Raw genomic sequence first — 21,889 nt, forward strand, 5'->3', positions numbered from 1 at the left:
TCCACTGACCGTGGCAGGGTTCGAGGCCGCCGTCCAGGACCGTGGGCACGACGGCATCGCCGAGGCGCTGATCGCTCGCCACAACCAGCGCATGCAACGGGCCATCGACGCTGGACACGTCATGCAGACCATCAGCCTGCCGCTGTTGACCAACCAGTTCTTCATGGAACTCGCGGCCGAGGAACTGGGTGCGAACCCGCAGCGTCCTCCCATCCAGTCTGGCCCGACCTGGCCGGACCACCTGGCCTGGGGCCTGGACAGCGTTGTCGCCGCGGTGCGCCTCATGATCTGCTTGCAGCCGGTCGGCGCGTGTATCGTCGCCCGAACTCAGCTGGAACGATGGTCGTCGAATCTACAGTTCAACAGCGGCATCGATCAGCAGTCCGGCGAGTCGACCGTGGACTGGCTCAACCGGCTCTGGGCCGCGTCCGGCGTCCGGCCGCCGGACGGGGTCAAGACTCCTGTTGGTGAGCTGTTCGCCGATCTCAGTGAGCTTCTGCACGGGCGTGGCCGTCTGATGCCACTGGTATGGCTTGATGTCGCCGACGTCACCGCCACGCCGTCGAGTGAGCACGTGCAGCTACTGGAGACGATCAGTGATGCGCTGATCGTCAGCCTCAGCCTCATACGCACCGGATTGGCTACCGCAGCGGAGGAGAAGGGCTTCGAGGTCCTCGCGGAGACTATAAACAGGTTGCGGCTCGTCGCGCCTGCTCATGGCTGGATTTCTGATCTTCGGGCTTTCCTGTGGCCGCTGGTGCTTTGGTTCATTCAGGAGCCGGTTGTGAAGGGCACGCTCGGCGGGATGGCCGTCGCGCACCGGCGGGTCGTCTCTGCGATGCGAGCGGGCCGGCAACCGGCCGAGCCCGCCGAGCTGTGGCCCGTCTTCAGCTTCGGCGCCCACCGTTTCCGTGCCCTCGTCACCGCCATCGTCGCCTACGAGTCGGAGCGGAGGACTTTCGGTGACCAGTTCGAGGAAGACGGATTGGAGGAGGCTCAGGCTGAAGCCGTGCTCGCGGGCGAGATGGCGGCAGTCCTGGCCAGGTGGCTGCGTGAGGATCCTGACATGTGCTCGCCCGCCAATGCTCTGGCAGTCTGCGCCTCGGGCCTGTGCTCCGCGCAGTGGCTATGGCTTGAAGACGACGATCGCGCCATGGGTTGTCTGCGCTGCGTCGTGGAGCAGGTGGCCCGCGCGCGGACCTGGCGGCTACGACCGGACCGCGCTCGCAAGATCGAAGCCAACCCGAACTCCACTCCACGCGATTGGATCGAGGGAGCCGGCTGGCGCCGGCTGAACCTGCTGAACCGCGCGCTCGGCGAGTTCGCGCACGGGTCGACTCAGACAAACTGGAACATCGCCCGTGATGCGCTCGTCGCTATCCAGGACGCCGCCGACGACGAGGAAGCACAGTACACGGGCCGCACGCATGCCATCAACGCCATGATCTTCATCCTGTCTGCCGAGTGCGCTGCCTGGGCCGACACCTTCGGCAACCACCTCGGTGACGCGTACCGCCGCGTCATTCGGATCGACGAGGCCCACGCCGACAAAGCGATCGAGGAACTTATGTACAGGGCCTGGGAGAAGCGCCGGACCCCTGTTCGATAACAACCATGACCGGCGTTGAGACTGGTACGAATAAATCTCAGGTGGCTGACAGGAAGCCGTTATCCGAATCCTGCAATGTTCGACGACCTTGATGCTGCGTGGTGCCGGAACGGGTGGGGTCTCAACGCTTGGAGCCCGCCCAGGCTCGACAGCGGGTTGCCGGACTCTGCTGACGTACCTGCACAGGTCGTTGGGAGGGCTGGGCCAGTATGGGGGACGAGTAGCAGCGCTGCAGCGCTTGCGGGCAAAGCGTCGCCCTTCCGCGAGGGGAGACGTCCCACCTGCACCGTAGCCCACGTCGGTCGCGAACGGTGCGGTCTCGTCGTAGGCATCTGTAAGAATCTGTGGACGTGGATGATATTGATCTTGCGGAGCTGCGACGGCTTCTTGAAGCCTTCGCTTCCGATCTTGGCGACCACTACACACACGAGACGCTGAGGGAGGGCTGCGAAGATCTTGGCTTGCCGGAACCACCGCCCGAGGGTGGGATATCAAAGCGTCGACGCGTCTCCGCGAGCCTTTCAGCGTCGCCAGACTCTGAACTGCCTATTGTAGCAAGAAGAATTCTAGACCGGCAGATGGCGAAGGAAGATGCCCGAAACGCGATCGAGGATGTGCTGTGGGCCGCCGAGAACCCGCCCCGGATAGCGAAGAGGACTAGGCGTGACATCGCTCGCGCGCTCAATCTCGCCGACTTCGTTCGTCGCGGCGATCGATTTATGCGACTTCTGGATAAATTTTGGCTTATGAATGACCGACCGGAAGGTTCGACATTCTCCCCGGGCGCGGGTTTTAACTTCTTGACAACACGGAGAATTCTCGTTAATCAGCACGTTCTCCGCAACCCGGGAGACTGGTCTACCGAGGATCTATTACAGGAACTAGGAGCGTTCGATGCTCCGGATATGCGATTCGCGCGCTTTCTCGAAGGATTGACCTCCGCCGAATTGATCCTAGATGATGCGACGCAGCAGAGAATTATTAATGCCGTCAACTCTCATCTCCGCGCCGCTGGGTTCGAAATGCGTGAGACCGGAACCGAAGAAGGCTATCCGGTTTTCCAAATAGTCTCGACTCGTTCCAGGATCAACCGCCTGCCGAAGAACATAATTTTCGCTTCCTCGGCGAAGCCTGACCTTCGATTCCGCGACGCATTGGACAATGATATCGAAATTGTTGGGAGCGCCGACAAGGTGCTTGTCTACGATCGACCTATCGGCGTAGAGGGTGTCCGGTGGCGCGATCTGCAGCAATGGTGGCGGGATTCACGGAAGATCCTTGACGAGGACGAAGCGAAATCTACTCTGTATAGCCGACTACGCAACAGCTTGCCAGCGAACTCGGATCAGCAACGCCTTCTATTCGATCTCTATCATGATACATTTCGCACCACAATACCGGATCTGCCTGCGCTTCTGCCCGAAGTTTGGTGGCACTGGGACCCAAAAACGGTCCGCGAACGCGGCCCTGAGGCAATGCTCAGATTCCGAATGGATTTCCTGCTACTTCTTCCTGGCGGAGCTCGCATCGTTCTGGAGGTTGACGGAAGGCGCCATTATTCCATCAACGGCCGAGCCGACCCTGCTGCATACGCAGCCAATATGAGGGCCGACAGGGAACTCAAGCTGAGTGGTTACGAGGTCTTTCGCTTTGGCACCGCTGAACTTGACGATCGAGCGAAGGCGCCCGACTTAATTCGAGAGTTCTTTTTTGATCTCTTCCAGGTCTATAAAGTACCGCTCCCCGTTCAGAAACAGAACGCGCACGACGAAACCGCCGTCGACCCGTGAGTCAGCGGAAGCGACCTGGGTCTGCCGGTCAGACTGGCGGACTTCGAGGCGCGATTGACCGACGTTGACTCAACGCGCCCCGACGGCGCCATAATGATCGCCACCGGATTGAAGTAGGCGGCAGTCGCGTCCAGAAAAAGATGCGCAGCCCCGGACGGATCAAAACGTTGTGTCACGGCCGCCTGTTACCCCCGATCCATCATCGTCGCATCGGACGTCGATTCGGCATTTTACCGTCGCAGGGCGGCGTGTCGCGATTCTTTTCGGTGCCCGTCAGATGTTGCATCTAGTGCGAATAACGCTGTAGGTTCTCATCTTGCTTGTCCCCTGGAGTGTGGCATGGCCAGGGCACTAACAATCTTCTCAGCGGCCTGTCCGGTGCCGTTTCTCACCGATCTGTCATTTCCTGGAGTCGACCGTGTCGTGAGGCGACCGCGGGCGCGGGACGTCGTGTGACGTTTCGTCGCGTGGCCGGCGCCGGCCGGTATGAGCGGCCCGATGCGAGGTGCCACAGGGTGATGCGGAAGGCGGATGAGCGCGTGGGCAGACTGTTGAGGCCGAGGACCGCTACCGTCGGGCGCTGACCATCCTGGAGGAGTTGGCGGCCAGCCGGTGCCCTCCGCGTGCCTTGCGGCCGGCAGCGTCGCCCCCGAGGAGCGCGGCAGCCGCCTGACGGTGCGCATGCTGGCCGAGCGGATCCGCCCGCTGCGCGAGCAGGGGGCCGTGCTGGCCGTGGTGTGGACGACGTCCACCGGCTGCGCCCACCACCTGGGCTGGGCCGCCCCTGCCCAGGTGTTCTCGTGGAGCGTGCCCGTCGACCAGCTGCGCGCCGTGTTCACCACCGGCGCGTTCGAGATCACCCACGGCCCCTACCAGGACGTCGCCACCCTGCAGCACCAGCTGGCCGGGCAGTGGAACGGCCCCTGGCAACGACCGCAGTGGTGGGACGGCTGGCAGCAGCAGACGCACCCCCAGCTCGCGCACTACCGCGCCCACGATCTCGACGGCCGCACCGCCGGGTTCGTCTCCCTGGCCTTCGACCGCGACCAGCAGGGCGAACGGAAAGTCGTCGTCCACGACTTCTGGGCCTCCAACGCCGCGAGCGCCACCGCCCTGCTGGGCTTCCTCGGCCGCTTCCACAGCCGCATCCCCACCGTCGCCTTCCAGCGCACCGCCCTGCCCCCCGGCGCCGAGCTGCTGGAGCAACTGCACCGCGCCGGATCCGCCCAGGCCCGGCACTGGCACCCCTGGATGCTGCGGATCCTGGACCCGGCCGAGGCCGTGCGCCTGCGCGGCTGGCCGCCCCACCTCACCGCGGATCTGCCGCTGACGATCACCGAGGGCACCGGCCGCTCCCGCGCCTACACCCTGAGCATCGACGGCGGCAAAGGCCGCCTGCTCCCCAACGGCCAGCACCCGCCCGGCGCGTGCACGATGACCATGCGCCAGCTCACGGTCTGGTACGCCGGCGGCTACCGCACCGCCACCGCCGCCACCCTGGCCGGAGTGGACGGCACCCGCGAAGCGGTCACCGCGCTGGTCGCCTTGACCTGCGACCGCGAGCCGTGGCTGACCGAATACTTCTGACCACCCAGCACCCCGGCGCTCGGGCGCACCCCGTGCCCGCCGCCCCGCTTGCAGCGTTGGCAGTCCAGACCCGGACCCACCGGGCCGCCGCCGTCCCCGACCAGCACCCTTGGAGACCCTGTTGACCCCCACCGCGCCGATCCCCGAGGACCTGCACCGCTGGGCCGAGCAGCACCTGCCCGGCACCACCCGGGCCACCGACACCTCCTGGCCGCGTAGCACCTCCCAGGTCTGGCTCGTGGACGGCGAGAGCACCAGCGTCTATGTCAAGATCAGCCCCTCACGTCGCGCCTTCGAGCGGGAGATCCACGCCCACCGCCACGCCAGGGCGGCACTGCCCCCCACCGCGGCCCCCCGCCTGATCGCCTACGACACCCGCACCCTCGCCCTGCTGACCACCGCGGTCCCCGGCGCCGTGGTGCGCGGGCTGCCGCTGGACCCGGACATCGAGACCCGGGTCCACCACCTGGGTGGCACCCTGCTGCGGGGCTGGCACGACCACCCCGAGGCTGAACCCGAGGGCGCCCGCGAGGCGGTCACCGCCTCGATGACCGCGCAGGCGGCCGAGGCGGCACTGTGCCTGAAGGCCACCGAGGAACTGCTGTACCCCGACGAGCGGGAACTGGTCGCCGAGGTCGCCCACGACCTGGTCGCTCTGGCCGCCGGCCTCCCGCTGGTCTACCTCCACGGCGACGCCGCACCGCGCAACTGGCTCTGGGACCAGGTCACCACCACCCTGGCCCTGATCGACTTCGAGACCGCCGAACACGGCCTCGCCGTCCAGGACATGATCTGGCTCTGCGGCGCCATGTGGCCTAGCCAGCCGCACCTGCGCGAGGCGTACCTCGACGGCTACGGCCGCCCTCTGACCGAAGATGAGCAGCGGCTGCTGGTGCTGCTGACCGCCCGGCTGGCCGTGTCCTACCTGACCACCGGCCTGCGCAACCAGGACCAGGTGCTCATCGACCGCGGTCGCACCGCGCTCGGCGACCTGGTCCGCACCCACGCCTGACCCCTGTACCGCCCATCGCGACGAGGCCGACGATCGGCCCCGCAGCCTCGCCGCACAGGAGCTCCCGCACGTCCGCCGTGTCCTCGTCGCGCGCGACGAAGCGTGGCGGCAGCACCGGCAGCAGATCCGGCGGCGGCATCAGCCGTTGCCGCCTAATCACCGTCCCCAGGCCAGCCGCGAACACCGCGCGTCGCCGGACCCGAGGACGCCACGCCGAGCAGCTTTCTCAACGATCTGTCGGCTAGCGACAGATCGGCGTCAAGTCTTTTGAGAAACTGTCATCTCTTTTGAGAACCTACAAACGCTCATTTAACTGGCGGAGTGCCGTTATTCAAACCCTGCGGTATTCGTGGGCTCAAACGGTGTCGAAGCCGGACCGACTCCGATCGCCGATCCGCTGGTGCAGCCCTCGGGAAACGCAACGGCGTGCTGTTACAGGGACGGCCTTCGCAGGACCGCCGACCGTCGGGCTATTCGTCGGATCAACGGTCGTCGGCCCAGTCACTGCGGTCGGCGGTCCGACCCGGTGTTGTCCTCGCGTTCGCCGCCTGGCCCGTCACCCAGTCCCGGATTCTCGTCGCAGGTCCGCCCTGTTGGAGTGCAGCGGGCGGGAGGCTGATCCGGTCCCCCGCTTCGGTAGGGCGAGCGCTTGCCTCCTCATGTCATGCTATAGCCTTCGCGGCATGTCTGACCCTTCACCCCCGCCGCAGTACGATTTTGTGCAGCCCGGTGGTCGACTGTTTCTCACTCTCAAGTCGGGCGATCCGCAGTTTCCTGGGTACCCGGACGAGTTGCGACGACGAGCGGAGGATGTTCTCGCCTCGGACAACCTCGTTGAGGTTGTGCTCTATGCCCATCTGCTCGTTGAGCAGGCTCTGGAGATCCTAATCAAGGAGCGTTTCGAGCGATCCAACGTATTCGGGCAAAGCCGATTCACCCGCCTGACATTCGCCCACAAGATCACCGTCTATGTCGGCCTCTACGGCCCTGATGACAATCAGATCGACCGACTTCAGAAGCTCAACAGGCTCCGTAACCGGATGGCCCACAGCCTCGCCGACCTTGAGGAGGCTATTCTCCACGAGCTACCGGTAGACCTGGGCGAAACGGCCCTGAAAAGAGCCAAATGGGCGTTTCTGCAAATAGCATTCGATGATCTCGGAGTAATTCAGGGTGTCAGTTGGGCGAAATTCAAGGCGCGCATTTGATGTACCTCGACCGGGCGACGCTCCGACATCGCGCTGATTGGCGGTTCCCGTGCTGGCGACCGCTGGCTCTGGTCGAATCGATCGACTTGGCGTCCGTCGTCGCGCTGGGAGCATGGCGTGGCGAGGTACAGGATCTCGGACGGTCGCAATCCCGTGAGTGCGGGGCAAGGTACATCATCGCCCTCCGTGGCGGGTAAGGGTCAGCACGGCGCGGCGTACTCGCGGTTGTTGACGAAGGTGCGCCAGTCTGTCTTGGTCATCGGCTGGGAGACTCCTTTGCAGGCGCGGCCGACGAGTGTTTCGGGGTCGACATCCCATTGAGCCTTTCCCTGTAACGAGTCGTCACGCTCCGCGTCTGGTTGCTGTGGGTGACGAGCGGGGGGTGTGTCGGGGGTGGTAGACGGCGAAACGCGAGGCCTCGGTAGGAAGTAGTCCTTCCACAGATCACTTCCGAGAGGCCCCGCGTCGCGATGAGCATCCCATATGTCTCCTACCTGCCCGTCAGCGATCACACGTTCTGGGGTCTGGTCCGTCTCCTGGCCGCGGAACGCGAGCGCGTCGGCACGCGGAACGGGAGGCGGAAGCTCGGCTGCGCCGACCAGGCCACGGTCGTGATCCGCTGGTTCTGCGACGGCACCAGGGTCAGAAGGCTCTGTGAGGATCACGGGATCAGTAGGAGCGTGTGCTATCGCGCGATCCACGAGGGTCGCGCGCTGCTGGCCTGGCAGGCGCCTGACCTGCGCAATGCTCTGATCGCCGCGAAGATGGCCGGCTACGACCATGTGATCGTCGACGGCACTCTCGTGGAGACCGACCGTCTGTGCGTGCCCGGCCCGACGAAGGGCGTGGACCTGTGGTGGTCGGGCAAGGCCCACAACCACGCGGGCAACGTCCAGGTCGTCACCGCCCCGGACGACGGCTTCCCGCTGTGGGTCTCCGACGTTCGGCCCGGCCGGGAGCACGACCTGACCGCGCTGCGCGCCTCAGGGGCGATCCCGGTCCTCACGGAGTGGACAGGCGACGAGCTCCACCGGGTCCTGTTCGATCTCGGTTACGAAGGGTGCGCGACCCAGGAGGGCCCGCTCGCGATCCCGTTCAAGAAGCCGAAGGGTGGCACCCTCACCGACGACCAGAAAGGCCACAACAGGATCCACAACGCGCTGCGCGCTGTCGGTGAACGCGGAAACGCCCTGCTCAAGGGCACTTTCGGCGTCCTGCGCAATGTCACGATCGACCCCTGGCAGATCGGCTCCGTTGTGAAGGCATGCCTCGTGCCGCTCCACATGGAGCACCAGCGCACCACCTGAAGACCAACCCATACACACAGAGTTGTCGCTACCGAAAGCGACGACAGGTTACCGGGAAAGGTTCATTGTTTCGCGAGGTAGTCGGAGCCGAGAGTCACGAGTGTTCGGCTGTCGTCGGTGAACGCCGCGAGGCGGGTTCCGTTGTCGTGGCCGGGGAGGCTGGTGAGCGACTTCGGCTGGCCAGGGCGGCTGGTGTCCCAGATTGCGATGTCGCCGTCGTTACCGGCTGCCGCCAGCAGGCGGCCGTCCGGGCTGAAGTCAACCGTGCTCACCGCCGCCTCCTTGCTTCCGACAGGGAGGGGTGTGCCCTGCTGCTGTGGCGTCGGGCCGGTGATGTCCCAGGTCGTGACGGTGCCGTGACCGCCGACGGCGAGTGTGCGTCCGTCGGGGCTGAGCGCGACACCTCCGGAGAGGTTCCCAGCGGTTGCGTCCGAGATGTCGGCGACCGTGGTCAGCAGACCGCCGGTGCTGACATCCGGGACGTCGTAGACGCCCACACCGCTATCACCGCCAGTCACCAATGTTCCGTTGTCGGCGCTGAAGGTGATTCCCTGGACCGAGCCGTGGGTGGATGCCGCCTCGGCGATGCGCTTCGGGGGATGGGTGCCGTCGAGTCGGAAGAGTTTGATCGTTCCGTCCTGGTCTCCGGACGCGAGCAGTCTGCCGTCGCTGGTGAAGGCGAGGCCCTGCACGATCGCGCCGTGCTCGGCGAGGTCGGCCACAGGTGATGCGGCGGCGCGTGTCGAGAGGGCGGCGCGCAGGTCCCACACCCTGACGACCCCGTCGTCGTATCCGGCGGCGAGCAGGGCGCCGTCCGGGCTGATCGCGATCGAGTAGACCGTCGCTTCGCGGCCGGGGAACGTGACGGTCGGCTCGCTCGATCCGGCGCGGAGATCCCGGATCTCGATCGTGCCGTCCACGCCGTCGACAGCGAGCGATACAGCGACGGTCGTTCCCGCGCCGTCCACCGCCACATAGTCCCCGAAGATGTCCGGCACCGTGAGTCTGGGCTGAGGCATCCCGGGAGACGCAACGGGCGACAGCCGCACAGCACCGTCCGCGGTTCCGACCGCGAGGGTCTGACCGGCCCGGTCGAAGGTCAGGGAGATCGGCGAGCCGTTGAGCCGCTCGATGGGGGCACCTTGGGCCGGGCTGCTCTCGTCGGTGACGTCCCACACGTCGACGGTCCCGCCGCTGACCCCGAAGCCAACGGCCAGGTGGAGGCCGTCGGTGCTGTAGGCGATGGCGTCAACGGCGGGCGCGCCGTCGCCGAGTTCCGCGGTCGGCTTCGTGGGCAGGTTCACGGGGGCGTTCTGCGATGCCAGCGTGGGATCGGTCCCGGCGACGTCCCACAGGCGCACCACGCCGTCGCCTCCAGCCACGGCGAGGGTCGCGCCGTCGTCCGGCCGGAACAGCAGTCGCGTGACGGGTTGCCGCTGCGGCGGGAGGTGGCTGGTTTCCAGCGTGTCCGGTGGCGTCGTCTGTCCCGCAGTGCCTTCGACCGCGTCGGCGTTCATGGCGCCGGCATAGTTGGTCCGCCGCATCAGCGGTTCCGCCGGCCGCCCCAGAGCGAAGACAGCGAAGGTCCCCCCGGACGTTCCCACGGCCAGCCGACCGCCGTCGGGGGTGAACGCCAGCGCGGACACGCCGGGATCGTCGATGCCGCTGACGACGCCGGGGATCTGGAGCGGCAGGGCCTCGGGGTCGGGGCCTGTGCTGTTCTGGGCGGAGGCGCTCCCCGCCGACAGCCGGGTGTTCCAGACCTCCACCGACCCTTCGGGGCCGGGGACCGCGAGCAGGGTGCCGTCGGAGCTGAACGCCATTGCTGGCGAGGCGGAGTCGTTCCCGGGCAGGGACGCCAGTGCTGTGAGCTCCACCGGATTGTTCCCGGGTGGTCCGGCGGTGGCACTCTCGACGTTCCAGACGAGGACGCTGCCGTCGACTGCCATGGTCGCGAGCCGTCGACCATCCGGGCTGAAGACCGCCGCGGTGATCCGATCGTGGCCCGACAGCACGGCCAGTGGCCCGGCCTTACCGCTGACCCGGGTCACATCCCACAGCTGGGCCTTCGTGGACAGCGCGGTGACGGCGACGAACCGCCCACCGACGCGGCCCACCGCCAGGACCTGATCGTCCAAGTCGACCTCGGTCGGCAGATCGGCGACCGCGAACAGTGCTCGCCATGCCTCCAGGGTCGGCGCGGTGCGCCATGCCAGCACAGCCAGTTGACGCGCCAGGCTCGGGTTGCTGTCCCGCGTGCTCTCCGCGTCGGCTGCCAACTGGCGGGAGTCAGCCAGGTTCCGCCCGGAAGCCTGCCGGTCATTCAACGAATAGACCGCGGTACCCGCGACCATCATCAGAACGGCCGCCAGGGCGGCCCCCCATAGCCGCCTCGTCCTGCGAGGCCGGGTCGCCGACGCCAGGCTTCCCCTCAGTCGTGGCGCGCGGACCGGCGGTTGCAGCGTGAGCCGTTCCCGCAGGTCGTGGTCCCCGATCGGATGGCTGGATTGCCGGGCGGGGTTGGACTGGCTCCCAGATTGTGCAGGTGCGCTGCTGTGCTCGACGAGGCCGATGCCGCGATCGCGCATCGCGGTTCGCCAACCTTCAAGGTGATGGCCACCGCGGCGGCGGGCCGCGTGCCCCGCAGCGTCAAGCAGCGCCGACCACGCTTTGCCTGCCGCCAGGGCGTCTCCGCCCGCGACGAGCCCGCGTAGCTGCTGCAAGGCGGTCTGCGCGTCGGCGCGGTCCGTCTCCTCGACGTCGAGATGCCAGATGACCGCGCACTGAAGCACGATGTCTCGTGCCGCAGGGTCGAGCGGCGACATCAGTTCCTCGACGCGGCGGAGTTGTTCGGCTTCCTCCGGGCTCGGTGTTCCTGGGACCGACAACCGCCGCGCGTCGAGAGCCCGGCGCAGCGCCTTCATCGAGTTCGACAGGTCACCCGTTGCGATCACCAACCGATGGCGGGTCGGGTCCAGTTGCCCCTCGCCCGCTCGTACCCACTGCGCGACCGCTTTCGCGAGGACGGGGCCTCCCTGCAAGGTCCTCTTCGCCTGGATGTACGCCGTCTCACCGGTCGCGAAGTCAACCCGCAGATCGTCGACCGCATCCTCGGTCTCCAGCACCACCGCGGTCACTCGCGCGTCGGCCCTAGAGATGCCCAGACCACGCAGCGGAGTGTCGGAGAGCCCAGCCACGACCGCATAGGCAGCGACGGCCCGCCTGAATTCCACCCCGCCGTCGCCGGACGACCCCGCGATACTTCCTCTGCCCGCACGGGCACCTGACGGCACGGGATCATCCTATGAGCCGTGAGGCCATGTGATCGACGGGGGAACGCGGTCTCCGCGCCTGTCAGCGCCCGGTTCTGGCGGACGCATGTTCGGCCGAGCTGCCGACGCGCACCGGATGCCGGCTACGGAAAGCCCGAAGCGCCACGATCGAGGCGGCATAATCACGCTTACTGTAGCTGACACGTGGGTGTTTCGTAGCAGGGTCGGAAGATGGTTTCCATCATCGTTGCGTCGCAAGCCAGCATCGGCGTTTAGCCGCCGAAGGCCGGTGTTGCGATAGGCTCCGGCCTGTGATGCTCCGAAAGTAAAGACCGACCATTTTTCGGCGACCACTGAATGCTGAATCTGGCTGACGGCCCGCCGACGGCCTGACAGTCGACTTCGTTGTCGAGTCCGATCGCGCTCAACTAGGTGAGATCGTACAGCGGGTGCGCGACGGACGGCTGCGAACGAACATCGACAACGTCGCGACCATCGACAATGCCGTCGCCGCCCTCAATCCGACCGAGCGACGCAAGAGAAAGACCATCATCAACCTCCGTCCGTAAGAAATTCGGGGACAGCGACCGGTCCTGCCCTCCTCACGGATCAGCGTCAGCCGCGTGGCCAGGCGAGGGGTCGATTGGTCCGCCACTCGAAGGGCAGATGGGCAATCTATCGCAACGGATGACCACGGCGATGCTTACGTTGTCTACGGTCACCGCCTCGTCCGCAGATTACCAACCCTAACATTCGCGAATAAATCCTAGTTGACTGGTGGAGTGCCGTTAATCAGAGTGCGCAGTATTCGTCGATCACGGGCGTCCCGGCCTTGGCGCTTCGTGCTTACCGAGCTGCTGGCCGATGTCGCCATGGTGAGCACCTGACCATCTTAAGTTGATGTCCCGGCTGCCGTTCTTGGCGCAGTAATCGGCAGGACGTTGGCGGTCGACCGATTGAGCGCAGCGCGGCACCGGGCCCAAGCGCAGCATCAATCGGGCTCGCGCGACGGGTAGCCGTGTCGGGTGAGGATGCGGGCGGCGGCGCCGGGGCCGAAGCGTCCTGCGCGGTGTGGACCGCCCTGGCCGGCTTGGTAGGCGCGGATCTCGGCAGCGAGCTGGCCGGCGTCACCGTCGGTGCCGGCGGCGTCGAGTGCGGCCTGCATTCGCTTCCCGGTGGTGGACCGGGGCAGCTCGATCCACGCGCGGGTCGCGGCGACAAGATCTGCGAGGCGATCGGCTTCGGCTGGTAGAGGTGCCGGGTCCATGGGAAAGTTCTGGCAGGAGGGATAATCGAGTCGTGCTGCGCGTCTATCTCGATCAGGCGAAGTGGATCGACTTCGCCAAGTGTCGGCTGGGCCGTAGCGACGGCGAACGCTATCGGGATGCCTTCACCATCGCGACGGAGGCGGTCCGGCTCGGTCATGCCTCGTTCGTGCTGTCCGCAGCTCACTACTACGAGACTCACCGCCGAGCCAGCTGGTCTAGCAGGCTAGACCTTGCGACCACGATGGCCGGGCTCTCCAAGTTCCACACGATCGCTCCGCCGCACGTGATCGTGCCGGCGGAGATCGACGCGGCCATGACCAGCCACTGCGGCGGTCGACGTCGAAGCGCGAATATTTTCGGCGTCGGCGTCAATCACGCCTTCGGCAGCGATATCCCACTTGACCGAATGAAGCTGCCCGACGATTCCGCGATTCCCCCTGCGTTGCGCATCCAGCTCGGGGAGGCGTTCGTGCACATGATGGAGTTCGCGGCTCTGGCCGATCCCGCTGGGACACTGGCGCTGATGCTTGAGACAGCACGCAAGTTCCAAGAAGCGGCCCAGAAGTTCGCTGACGGGCAGACGGCTCTCGCTGGACAGATAGATGCCCACAAGCTGCGGCACCGGCTCGGCGACGTCGTTACCGGCACCGAGATCGTCGATATCATAGAGCCACTGATCACGAGCTGTTCGCGGCATGGTATTGAGCCGATGGAGTTCGTGAGTGACCGCGACCGCGTCCACCGGTTTCTTGAGGATCTACCGAGCCGGTGGGTGACCCGAGAACTGCGCCGCCTCCGACATCGCAACCCGCAGCAGCGATGGCATCCGCATGATCTGAATGACGTTAACGCCTTGTCGGCCGCCGTTCCCTACTGCGATATCGTCGTGACGGAACGCCAATGGGCTCGGCATATCAACAGCTCGGGACTCAGCGATCGCTATGGCACGACAGTGTTGCACGACCTGTCGAAAATCCCGGAAGTGCTGATTAATGCGACGATCGCCTAATTACCACGGACCTGCGTGTCGCGATGGAGTCGCCCTTGGGCACAGCTACAAGAGGACCACCTCAAGCGCGAATGAATCTCAGTTAGCTGGCCGTGTAGCTCCAAAATAGTCGTCCCCTTTCCACCTGTAGGAGGCGGTTTTGACGACCTTGTTCCGCCCCGGGGCAGTGATCATCTGTCCATTTCCGATGTAGATCGCGACGTGGTGGATGTTGGTGGCGGTGCCGTAGTAGACGAGGTCGCCGATCTGGAGCGGTTCCCCGGCCGGGACGACAGGTCCGGCCTCGTACTGGGTTTGCGCGGTGCGGGGCAGGTCGATGCCGGCGGCCTGGTAAGCCGCCCGGGTGAGACCCGAGCAGTCGAAGCCACCTTGGGCCGGCCCGTCCCCGCCCCACAGGTAGGGGATGCCGAGCTGTCCCTGGGCGTAGAGGACGGCGGCATAGCCGGCGTTGGACCCACCGCTGTCGGTGCCGGGGCTGCTGGTGGTGCTGTACTGGGTGGCCTGCGTGACGACTTGGGCGATGTAAAGGTCTGAATGGTTATACGTCCACAGCGCGCCGGTGAGGTCGGTGGCGACGTGGTTGTCGCACAGGTAATCCGCGGCGGCATAGATGGCGTCGGAGGGGTTGTAGCGCGATGGCGGGGTGGCGCCGCCGGCGGGCAGCGGATGGCGGGCGACGACTTCGGTGAATGTAGAGGCGAGGAATTGCATGGGGCCGCCGGCCCCGGCGCTGTTGGTGCCGCTGGCCACGCCAGGCAGGGTGCTGCGACCATGATCGGATTCGATTTTTCCGATGCCTGCGAGGGTGGTCCAGGAAAGGCTGGGGCAGGTGTCGGCGGCCTGCATGTAGAGGGTGAGGTAGTCGGGAGGGATATCGGATAGTGCGGTCTGGCTGGGGGCACCGCCGCTGCTACAGCCGAGGAACCAGCCGACGATCGGGGCGCACAGGACGCGTTCGGCCAGCTGGCCGGCGGCGGCACCCATGAGCACGATGAGCAGGACCACCGCGGCCAGGGCGGCGGCGAGGTATTTGGTCGTGGCCGCTCACCTCCGGTAGTTCTCGGGCGGCATCGGCGCGGGCGGGCGTAGGCCCGACCCTGCGGGCCGAGCTTCTGGCCGGTCGGAGACGGGCGCGGGCGGAGGCAGGTAGGGCCAGGCTCGGGACAGCTGATCGAGGGGGAGCCGGCCGGCGCGGCTGCCGGTGAGGGGCAGCCAGCGGTCGGGGGTCGGGTCGAGCTGGTCGTCGGGTGGGGTGAGGGTGGCGGCGGTGGTCGCGACCGGGACGCTGTGTGGCCGGTCGAGGCTGGCGACGGCGTCGGCCAGCGCGCGGCGGGCGCGGGTCTCCCGGGTGGTGGTGGGGAACCAGAACAGGACCGGTGTGGTGATGCCGGTCGCGGCGGCGAGCCGCCCATACTTACTGATCTTCGTGGCGAGGCGGGAATAGGGCTCGGTGGCCCAGTCGAGCTCGAGGAACCATTCGACGTCGCTGTTTGACGTGGTCCAGCGGCCGTAGGCGTCGGGGCGGACGATGTCGCCGAACGCGGCGCGGGTGCGGGCCTCGGACCACCAGGCGGTGAGCGTGCCGGGCGGATGGGGCTGGCGGGCGTGGTGGAGGAGACTGGTGAAGAAGCCGTTGACGGCGACGCGGTGGGCGAGCTGCGGCCAGTAGGCGACACCGAGCGCACGGTCGTGCCGGTAGCCGGTCGCCGCCAGGTCGATCCCGTCTTCGGCGGCGAGCAGGGCGGCGCCGGCGACGTCGCACACGTAGTGCGCGGGTGGCATGCCCTCGCCGAGGGGGCTGTGGGGCTGGAAGCGGTCGATGACGCGCCAGCGGTAGAGCTGGAGGAGCCGTTCGTTGGCGGTACGCCGGGTGGTGAAGGCGGCTTGGACGAGCTGGTGGGTGGTCAGGACCCGGTGTTCGTAGAGGAGCCGGGTGATCCACCGGTCGCGGGGACTGAGGTGGGGGGTGAGGTTCGCCAGGTGTGCTGCGTCGGCGACGACGCGGGCGGCGGGACGCAGCGGGGCACGCAGGGCACGCTGCGGCAGCGGCTTGGCCATCAGGGGGTCCTTCGAGGTGGCGGAACGGGGGCGCGGTCAGGCGATGCGGCGCGGGTCGGAGGTGGGCTGTGGACCCGGATCGGTGGGCGGCGGCGCGGGCCGGGTGGCGGGGGTGGCGGCGCGGCGTCGCAGGTACCGACGGATCTGGGTGGCGCGCCCTGGTACCGGTGGCGGCAGTTTTTCGGTGACGAGGGTGAAGGCGGACGCTTCCTCACCGCCGACGACGAGACGGGCCGCAGCGTGGAACACACCGAGGTTGGCCAGGTCGTGCACGCCGAGCCGGGGCTCGGTATGACGGGCGAGCCGTTTGGCGTCCTCCGGACTCACCGTGAAATAGATTTTCGAGCGCGCGTTGGCGCCGATGCTCTCTTCCAAATGCCGAGGCAGCTGGGTAAGGTTTTGATGGGCCAACGTGAGTGACAGCCGATAGCCGCGGGCGGCGGCGAGCATGTCCTCCAACGCGTACGGAAGCGTCAGAAAATTGTGCGCCTCATCCAAATACAAACTGGCGTCCGGCCTTTTGCTTTGGGGTAGGCGGGCACGGCGGGTGGTGGTCTGCCAGACCGCGGACACGACGATCGAGCCCATCAGCGCCGCGGTCTCGACGCCGAGGGCGTCTTGGGCGATGCGGACCAGGCAGACCCCGCCGTTGTTCAGCACCTGGTCCATGTCGACGGTCGAGGGGCCGGCGGCGATCGCGGCCCGCACGAACGGCCGCAGCAGAAAGCCCCTGAGTTTGTTCATGAGTGGGGCGACGACATGGCCGCGGGCGGCATCCGAGAGGGCTTCGTACCAGGTCCAGAAGCCGGCGAGGATGTCGTCGTCGATCTCCCCGAGTGCCCGGTGCCGGTAGGCGGTGTCGGTGAGCAGTTTCGGCAGGTCGGTCAGGACGGGAATGCCGGGTTGGGCGGCGAGGGTGAGCAGGCCGGCGCGGAAGATGTCCTCGGTGCGCGGCCCCCAGGAGTCCGCATACACCCGGGAGAAGATCGACACGAGGTTGTCGACGGCCCGGCCCCGGTCAGGTTGGTCCAGCGGGTTCAGGCACGGGGGCCGGCCCGCCGATTCGGCGTCGAACAGGACGAGCCGGTCGAGGGCGTCGGTCGGGTAGCGGGCGAGGATGTCGATGATCTGGTCGCCTTTCGGGTCGACGTTGACCACGCCCCGGCGGGCGGTGATGTCGTCGAGGGTCATGCGGGCGAGGAGTTCGGATTTGCCGGCGCCGGTCGCGCCGAGGACGTGCAGGTGGTGGCGGGCGTCCGGGACGCGTAGGCCGACCGGCCGCGGGTGCCCGGCGTCGGTTCGTCCGAGCGGGCGGACGTTCGGGCCGGGGCCGGCGACACCGGGCGGTGGGGCGATCGCCTTGGCGCCGGCGCGTTGCAGGCCGGGGGTCGCCTCGTCGACCGGAAGGTGTGCCAATGCGGCGAGTTCGGTGACCGAGAGCAGGTCGCCGCGGTCGAACTGGCGGGCGGCGAGGAGGGGCAGCGGGCGGCGCAGACGGACGCGGCGGAAATGGTTGTGGTCGCCGTAGGCGGCGAAGGCGCTGGCGAGAGCGTGCGCCCGGCCGCGTAGCTGGCTGGCTGTCTGGGCGGTCGTGGTGGTGTCGGTGTGCTCGTCGAGGACCGCGGCGATGGCGTAGCGGACGCGGACCTCGTAGGGGGCGCCGCGCTGTTTGGTGACGATGGCGCGGTCTTCCGCGGACAGGGCCAACGACGTCTGCGGATCGACCTTCGCCGTGGTGGCTGTCCGACGGCGCTGCCGGGTACGGCCGGTGTGGGGGGTGAGCAGGTCGAGCAGCCCGCCGATCAGATGCGTCGACCCGCCGGTACGCAGCCGGCGGGCGGCGCGGCGGGATCGTGCGACGCGGCGGCCGGTGATGGGGCGGGCCAGGATCTGCACCGCCGCCCGCTGGGTACGTGCCAGGCTGCCGGGTGCGCCGAGCAGCGCGCGGATCGGATCAGCATCATGATCGACGCGGATGGGGAGCGCTTCAGGTCGGGCGAGGCGTAGTTCGCCGCCGGCAGCGAGGAGGCGCCGGCCGGGCCGGGCGGTGACGGGGAGCGGTGCGCGGGCGGGCGTGGAGTGGGTGTGCGCGCCGGGCCAGGCCGCCTCGACGGCGCGTTCGACCATGCCAGCGGGGACGACGCCGGGCACCCAGATCTGGATACGGACCCCGTCGGCGGTGAACTGGTACTCCCAGACGAGGTGCGGCTGGCCGATCAGCCGTCGCCAGGACGGCCGCAGCAGGCCGAGTAGGTTCGCCCACAGCGCGGGCCCGCCTGCCGGGTCGACGGTGGGCGGGGCGAGCACGGTCACGAGACGGGCGCCGGCGATCAGCCGCTGCTGGTAGCGGCGGCGTATCCGCCGGCGCCCGGTGAGCAGGCCGGCGACGGTGAGGGTGAGCAGCGGGCCGGCGACGGGCCCCCAGGCCAGTGCCCCCGCGCTCAGCTGGGCGAGGATCTGGTGCAGGAAGCCTGCGGGGTCGGTCAGGTAGGCGGTGAGCGGTGAGGATGGTGTGGCGGGCGCCGCTGTGAGCAGATCCATGGTTACGATCTCCATACGGCTACGGCGGTCAGGCGGGGTCGAGGTAGATCTGGCCGTCGGGATCGGCCGGGTCATCCGGTGCGGCGAGATCGAAGAAGCCGTCGTCGTCCCCGTTATGGGGGCCAGCGGCGAGTTCAGCCGGGTTCGTCGTGATCAGGGCGTGTTCGGCCTGCGAGGCGAGGGCATGGAAGGCGACCCGCTGGGCGCCCGCCGCAAGCAGTCCTTGTCCGCGGTCGGCGGACAGCAGGAACTGCCGCTCGCCCTGGGACAGGTCAAAAACCTGAGTGATCTCGTCGATCGCCTGCGGTGCCTGGCGCAGCAAGATCTGCGTGGCCGCGTTGGTGACGATCGCCTTACCAAGATCGCTCGCCAGCACGTCACCCGTGTCCTGGGTCGCGACGGTCAGCCCGGACCACGATTTCCGCGCTGACTTGGCCATCCGGAACAGGAAGTCGGCGCCGGCGGGTTGGCGCATGAGCAGCCATGCCTCGTCGACCACGACCAGGCGGGGACGGCGGTCGGCGGGGTTTGACACTCGCCGCCACACGGCGTCGAGAACGAGCAGCGTCCCGATCGGCTTCAGCTCTTCGGCCAGGTCGCGCAGCGAGTAGACGACGAGGTGGCCGTCGCCGCGTCCGGTGGTCGGCCCGTCGAACAGGCCGGAGAACGCCCCGGCGGTGAACGGGTGCAACCGTGCGCCGAGCGCAACCGCCGCCGGCTCCTCGGAAGCGGCGAGCGTGGCCGCGAGATCGGCCAGCAGCGGTGCCGGCCGGCCCCAGCTGCGTGGGTCGGAACTGATCCCCGCCGCCTGGTAGGTCGCGGTGATCGCGACGTCGAGCGCTGCCCGTTCGGCCGCCGTCAGCTGGCCGACGAGCACGGCGATGACGGTGTGCAGGAACAAGCTGCGGCGCACGAGCGCGTCGCGGGGGGCGGTGCGCCGGCCGTCGGGGGTGGTCTGGATGGGCAGGTCGAACGGGTTGATCCGCACCCCGTCAGCGCCGAGGTGCAGGTAGTTGGCACCGACCGCGGTGGCGAGCCGGGCGTATTCGTCTTCGGGGTCGACGACGTGGACCTCGATGCCCCGGTAGAGGCTGCGCAGGAGTTCGAGCTTGACCAGATAGGACTTCCCCGCGCCGCTGCGGCCGAGGATCACAGCGTTGTGGTTGTCGACGTCGCCGAACCGGTCCCAGTGCACCAGCCCATTGCTGGCGACGTTGAGCCCGTAGAACACCCCGGTCGGGGCGAGCGACGTCGGGTCGGCGGGCGGCAGGTCCGGGCTGGTGAACGGAAACGCCGCGGACAGAGCCGCGGTGTCGAAGGTGCGCCGCATCCGCACCTGGTCCAGGCCCAACGGCAGGGTGCTCACCCAGCCCTGGAGGGACCGGTAGCTGACCGGTTTGGCGTCCAGCAGCAGACTGGCCGCCAGCGCCCGCACCGCGGCCACCTCGTCCGCCAGCTCGCTTTCGCTGGTCGCGTGGACGGTGAGGTACAGGCCAAGTCTGAAGAGCTTGCCTTCGCCGCGGGCGACCCGGGCGGACAGGTCGTAGGCGTCCTCGGTCGCGGCCTCGACCTGCGGGTCTACCAGCCGGCCCTTCTCGTCGCCGAGTTGCCGGCCGGATTCCAGCTTCGATAGCTGCCGGCGCAACCGGTTCGCCGCGGTGACCGGGTCGATCGGCTCGACATGCACCGCCACGTCGACCCGGCCCGGGTAGGTCAGCAGCGGGGCGAGCCAGCCGGCGTGCACCTCGCGGGGATAGCCGGTGATCGCCATCGTGGCCAGGAAGTCCCCGCCGACTTCCAGATGACGGGGCGCGATCGACAGCGCGTCCGGCACGAACGCCGCCGTGGCGGCCTCCACCGGCTGCGAGGCCCCGCCGACGGTCATCCCGCCTGCCCGGCGTCGGGTGCGCCGGCTCATCGGGGCTCTCCGGCGCGTCGCGCCGACCGGCGCGGGCGTCGCACGGGCGGGCTGGGAGCTGGCGGGACCCAAGCGTCCAGGCCGGCGGAGTCGTCGGGGTCTTCGGGGTCGAACGGGCCGTCCCAGCCGTCACCGTCGAGAGAATCGCCGTAGCCAGAGCCGACCGCCGAGGCCAGGTCCTCGGCATCGGAAGCATCCCTGACGTCGCCGCCGTCGTCGTACGTGTCGTCGTCCGGGTAGCTGTCGGGGAGATCGGCGGTGATGACCTCGTCGGGCGCGGCGAGCGCGGCGGGCGGCACCCGGCCGGCGGGGTTGCAGGCGGCGGCGAGCACGCTGGTCGCCGTCCCCGCGTCCAGCGCGGTGACCACGATCCCGGCCGGCGCCAGCAGATCGGTGGCTTCCGCCAGGCGCCGCGCCAGACGGGTGTGGGCGGCTCGGCGAGTGGCCGCCCCGGCGCGGCGGGCATCGCGGGCCGCCGCCCGCCGGCCCGACAGGGCGGCCAGCGGGGAGGCGCCGCCCAGCCCGTCGACCGGGCCGGCACTTACGAGCGGTTCGCGCAGGACCAGCAGCACCTGACGGGTCAGTAGCTGCATCTCGGCGGCGAGCCCGGCCAGATAGGTGGCGTGTTCGCGGGCCGCCTGCGCGAGCGCTGGGTGGGGCAGCAGGTCGGCGGCCTCGTCGAGCTGCTGGATCTGGTCGGTCAGGTCAGCGGGCATCGCCCGCACCAGGATCTGCACCGGGGCGGTCAACGAGTGCAGGTAGCGGGCGAACACGGCGACGAGCCCGTCCTGCTCCTCCGGCGTTTTGAGACTGAAGTTCACCGTGGACACGACCGCGACCATCGCGAGTCCGTCCGTCCCCAGATCGATCACCCCGACCCCGCCCTGGGAAGCGACGGTGCGGGCCGGCAGCCGCAACGGCACCGCCGTCTGCGCGCCGGCCGACCGGCGAGTGTCGGGGGTGCCGGTGGCGCGGGCGGCGAGCCACGCCGGGGGCGGGGGCACGCCCTCGGGGGCGTTGATCCGCTGACGGGGGCTGGTCCTGTGCCGGACCACGGCGACCAGGAGCCGATCGAAACTGAGGCCGTCGCGCTGGCCAAGCACCAAGATGCCGGCAAATACGGCGACCGGGACTGCGAGCAGCGCGAACACCGCCAGCGGCAGCACCGCGTGCGTGACGGTCCAGGCGAGATAGAGCCCGGCGGCGGTGAGCACGAGCAGGAGCACCTGCCGGGCGGTCAGATCCGCGATCACTCTGTCCTCGCGATCGACATCAGCAGGAATCCTGACGGGATGTGTCATGTCAAACAC

14 protein-coding genes and 1 pseudogene are annotated in these 21,889 nt (G+C 68.0%); 9 read left to right on the plus strand and 6 right to left on the minus strand.

Annotated elements, in window-relative coordinates; all coding sequences use genetic code 11:
- The first annotated feature begins 10 nt into the window (after positions 1 to 10).
- The 7 genes and pseudogenes from MXD95_RS05165 to MXD95_RS05190 all read left to right on the plus strand — a co-directional run bounded on the left by MXD95_RS05165 (position 11) and on the right by MXD95_RS05190 (position 8,513).
- Positions 11 to 1,609: a hypothetical protein gene (locus tag MXD95_RS05165; protein ID WP_250639380.1), complete on the plus strand. Its 1,599-nt coding sequence runs from the start codon at positions 11 to 13 to the stop codon at positions 1,607 to 1,609.
- Between the two features lie 350 nt (positions 1,610 to 1,959).
- Positions 1,960 to 3,399 carry an AbiJ-related protein gene (locus MXD95_RS05170; RefSeq protein WP_250639381.1) on the plus strand — a complete coding sequence of 480 codons (1,440 nt, stop codon included), beginning with the start codon at positions 1,960 to 1,962 and terminating at the stop codon, positions 3,397 to 3,399.
- 609 nt (positions 3,400 to 4,008) lie between these two features.
- Positions 4,009 to 4,167 (plus strand): annotated as a pseudogene (locus tag MXD95_RS29540) (hypothetical protein); the annotation flags it as partial.
- Positions 4,168 to 4,206: 39 nt separating this feature from the next.
- Positions 4,207 to 4,986 (plus strand): GNAT family N-acetyltransferase, encoded by a 780-nt coding sequence (locus MXD95_RS05175; RefSeq protein ID WP_480024004.1) that lies wholly within the window; start codon positions 4,207 to 4,209, stop codon positions 4,984 to 4,986.
- A 109-nt stretch (positions 4,987 to 5,095) separates the two neighbouring features.
- Positions 5,096 to 5,998 carry an aminoglycoside phosphotransferase family protein gene (locus tag MXD95_RS05180; protein ID WP_250639383.1) on the plus strand — a complete coding sequence of 301 codons (903 nt, stop codon included), beginning with the start codon at positions 5,096 to 5,098 and terminating at the stop codon, positions 5,996 to 5,998.
- Positions 5,999 to 6,681: 683 nt separating this feature from the next.
- Positions 6,682 to 7,206 carry a hypothetical protein gene (locus tag MXD95_RS05185; protein ID WP_250639384.1) on the plus strand — a complete coding sequence of 175 codons (525 nt, stop codon included), beginning with the start codon at positions 6,682 to 6,684 and terminating at the stop codon, positions 7,204 to 7,206.
- 470 nt (positions 7,207 to 7,676) lie between these two features.
- The gene (locus MXD95_RS05190; protein WP_250639385.1) at positions 7,677 to 8,513 is read left to right on the plus strand and encodes a transposase family protein; all 837 of its coding nucleotides are present in this window, start codon (positions 7,677 to 7,679) and stop codon (positions 8,511 to 8,513) included.
- Positions 8,514 to 8,575: 62 nt separating this feature from the next.
- On the opposite strand, the gene MXD95_RS05195 is transcribed toward MXD95_RS05190, so the two are convergent.
- Positions 8,576 to 11,806, minus strand: coding sequence for a WD40 repeat domain-containing protein (locus MXD95_RS05195; protein WP_250639386.1), 3,231 nt, complete (start codon positions 11,804 to 11,806; stop codon positions 8,576 to 8,578).
- Between the two features lie 997 nt (positions 11,807 to 12,803).
- On the opposite strand from MXD95_RS05195, the gene MXD95_RS05200 reads away from it, so the two are divergent.
- The gene (locus MXD95_RS05200) at positions 12,804 to 13,037 is read left to right on the plus strand and encodes a hypothetical protein (protein ID WP_250639387.1); all 234 of its coding nucleotides are present in this window, start codon (positions 12,804 to 12,806) and stop codon (positions 13,035 to 13,037) included.
- Between the two features lie 47 nt (positions 13,038 to 13,084).
- The gene (locus tag MXD95_RS05205; RefSeq protein WP_250639388.1) at positions 13,085 to 14,062 is read left to right on the plus strand and encodes a hypothetical protein; all 978 of its coding nucleotides are present in this window, start codon (positions 13,085 to 13,087) and stop codon (positions 14,060 to 14,062) included.
- 78 nt (positions 14,063 to 14,140) lie between these two features.
- Here the strand turns inward: MXD95_RS05205 and MXD95_RS05210 are convergent, their stop codons facing one another.
- Genes MXD95_RS05210 through MXD95_RS05230 form a run of 5 tightly spaced genes read right to left on the minus strand, consistent with a single transcriptional unit; the run spans position 14,141 to position 21,880 of the window.
- Positions 14,141 to 15,046 (minus strand): C40 family peptidase, encoded by a 906-nt coding sequence (locus tag MXD95_RS05210; RefSeq protein ID WP_250639389.1) that lies wholly within the window; start codon positions 15,044 to 15,046, stop codon positions 14,141 to 14,143.
- 60 nt (positions 15,047 to 15,106) lie between these two features.
- Positions 15,107 to 16,120, minus strand: coding sequence for a replication-relaxation family protein (locus MXD95_RS05215; protein WP_250639390.1), 1,014 nt, complete (start codon positions 16,118 to 16,120; stop codon positions 15,107 to 15,109).
- Positions 16,121 to 16,156: 36 nt separating this feature from the next.
- Positions 16,157 to 18,661 carry a DUF8128 domain-containing protein gene (locus MXD95_RS05220; protein ID WP_250639391.1) on the minus strand — a complete coding sequence of 835 codons (2,505 nt, stop codon included), beginning with the start codon at positions 18,659 to 18,661 and terminating at the stop codon, positions 16,157 to 16,159.
- 28 nt (positions 18,662 to 18,689) lie between these two features.
- Entirely contained in the window at positions 18,690 to 20,579 is a 1,890-nt protein-coding gene (locus MXD95_RS05225; RefSeq protein WP_250639392.1) for a VirB4 family type IV secretion system protein, read from the minus strand.
- Positions 20,576 to 21,880, minus strand: coding sequence for a PrgI family protein (locus MXD95_RS05230; protein ID WP_251077852.1), 1,305 nt, complete (start codon positions 21,878 to 21,880; stop codon positions 20,576 to 20,578). The genes MXD95_RS05225 and MXD95_RS05230 overlap by 4 nt, the downstream gene beginning before the upstream one ends.
- Between the last annotated feature and the right edge of the window lie 9 nt (positions 21,881 to 21,889).

Source organism: Frankia sp. AiPa1, from assembly GCF_023243075.1.
Taxonomy (GTDB): domain Bacteria; phylum Actinomycetota; class Actinomycetes; order Frankiales; family Frankiaceae; genus Frankia.

Excerpts from the sequence above, each read along its gene's own strand:
- MXD95_RS05230 (WP_251077852.1), bottom strand. The coding sequence starts at position 21,880 with ATGACACATCCCGTCAGGATTCCTGCTGATGTCGATCGCGAGGACAGA.
- MXD95_RS05215 (WP_250639390.1), bottom strand. The coding sequence starts at position 16,120 with ATGGCCAAGCCGCTGCCGCAGCGTGCCCTGCGTGCCCCGCTGCGTCCC.
- MXD95_RS05190 (WP_250639385.1), top strand. The coding sequence starts at position 7,677 with ATGAGCATCCCATATGTCTCCTACCTGCCCGTCAGCGATCACACGTTC.
- MXD95_RS05225 (WP_250639392.1), bottom strand. The coding sequence starts at position 20,579 with ATGAGCCGGCGCACCCGACGCCGGGCAGGCGGGATGACCGTCGGCGGG.
- MXD95_RS05210 (WP_250639389.1), bottom strand. The coding sequence starts at position 15,046 with ATGGGTGCCGCCGCCGGCCAGCTGGCCGAACGCGTCCTGTGCGCCCCG.
- MXD95_RS05220 (WP_250639391.1), bottom strand. The coding sequence starts at position 18,661 with ATGGATCTGCTCACAGCGGCGCCCGCCACACCATCCTCACCGCTCACC.
- MXD95_RS05185 (WP_250639384.1), top strand. The coding sequence starts at position 6,682 with ATGTCTGACCCTTCACCCCCGCCGCAGTACGATTTTGTGCAGCCCGGT.